The organism is Pseudomonas sp. Irchel s3a12, assembly GCF_900187485.1.
Taxonomy (GTDB): domain Bacteria; phylum Pseudomonadota; class Gammaproteobacteria; order Pseudomonadales; family Pseudomonadaceae; genus Aquipseudomonas; species Aquipseudomonas neuropathica.
Genome location: NZ_FYDN01000033.1, coordinates 1 through 1,292, shown reverse-complemented (window position 1 = coordinate 1,292; position 1,292 = coordinate 1). Strand labels below are relative to the sequence as shown.

General features: G+C 54.6%; 1 protein-coding gene. It reads left to right on the top strand.

What is annotated here, in order from left to right; all coding sequences use genetic code 11:
- Positions 1-86: 86 nt before the first annotated feature.
- Complete coding sequence (locus CKW14_RS29165; protein ID WP_095126668.1) at positions 87-1,232, top strand: integrase core domain-containing protein; 1,146 nt, start codon at positions 87-89, stop codon at positions 1,230-1,232.
- Positions 1,233-1,292 lie beyond the last annotated feature (60 nt).

Sequence of the window (1,292 nt, the reverse complement as noted above, 5' to 3'; positions counted from 1 at the left end):
GGGTGGGTAAAGACCGGGTACATCCTTTACGTTTGAGACCGGGGACATGGTTTACAGGTATTAATCATGGTCAGGAGGTGCTGACCATGCCCTGGAATCAAGAGTCCCCAATGGATCAACGAGTGAAGTTAGTCAGCGACTGGCTTGGCGGCAGTTACACCAAGAGCCAATTAAGCCGGCGCTATGGTGTCAGCCGTCCAACCATCGACAAGTGGCTGGAACGATACGCAGCGTTAGGCGTAGACGGCTTGAAAGAGCAATCGCGCAAGCCGTTGAACTGTCCTCATCAAACGCCCGACGAAATCATTGCCACGCTGCTGGCCAAGAAAAACGAACATCCCGATCGGGGACCCAAGCAGATCATTGATCGCCTGCGCGATTCCGATCCGCATATCCAATGGCCGGCGGCGAGTACCGCCGGGGAGTGGTTGAAGAAAGCTGGTTTGGTGGTGGCGCGACGGCCCTATCCCCCGCGTCCCCGTGCTCCAACGCATTTGCGTCCGGTCGACGCGCCCAACCAGACTTGGTGTGCTGATTACAAAGGGCAGTTCAAAATGCAGGACGGCAATTGGTGCTATCCGCTGACCATTACCGATCAGATGAGCCGCTTTTTATTCGTCTGTCGCGCTTTGCCCAGTACGCACGGAGCGCCGACGCGGGAAGGCTTCGAGTGGGCTTTTCGAGAATATGGGCTGCCGGATGTGATCCGCACTGACAATGGCGCTCCTTTCGCATCGACAGGTCTGGCGCGACTTTCGAAGTTATCGGTTTGGTTCATCAGGCTTGGAATCCATGTCGAAACGATTACGCCTGGCCGTCCCGACCAAAATGGTCGACATGAACGGATGCATCGAACGCTAAAGGCAGCAGTGCCACCGGCGGAAAACCTGGTGCGCCAGCAGTTGGCTTTTCAGGAATTCATCCAAGACTTCAACCACTACCGACCGCACACCGCGCTGGGTATGAAACCGCCGGCATCTGTCTATAGCCCATCGACACGCGCTTATCCTGGTTACTTGCCTGCGCTTGAATACAGTTCCGACGTTGAAGTACGCAAGGTTCGGTCAAATGGGGAAATCAAATGGAAAGGACAGCTGATTTTTCTAGGAGAGGCTCTAATTGGAGAGGACATCGCGTTGAAGGAAGTGGCTGATGACGCTTGGGAACTGTACCTTTGCAGCCACTGTTTAGGCAGGCTTGAAAGAGGCGCCAAACGCGTTTCAAGCCTGTAAAGGTGTAAACGATGTCCCCGGTCTAATTTGTAAAGGATGTACCGGTCTCTACAGTGAGGG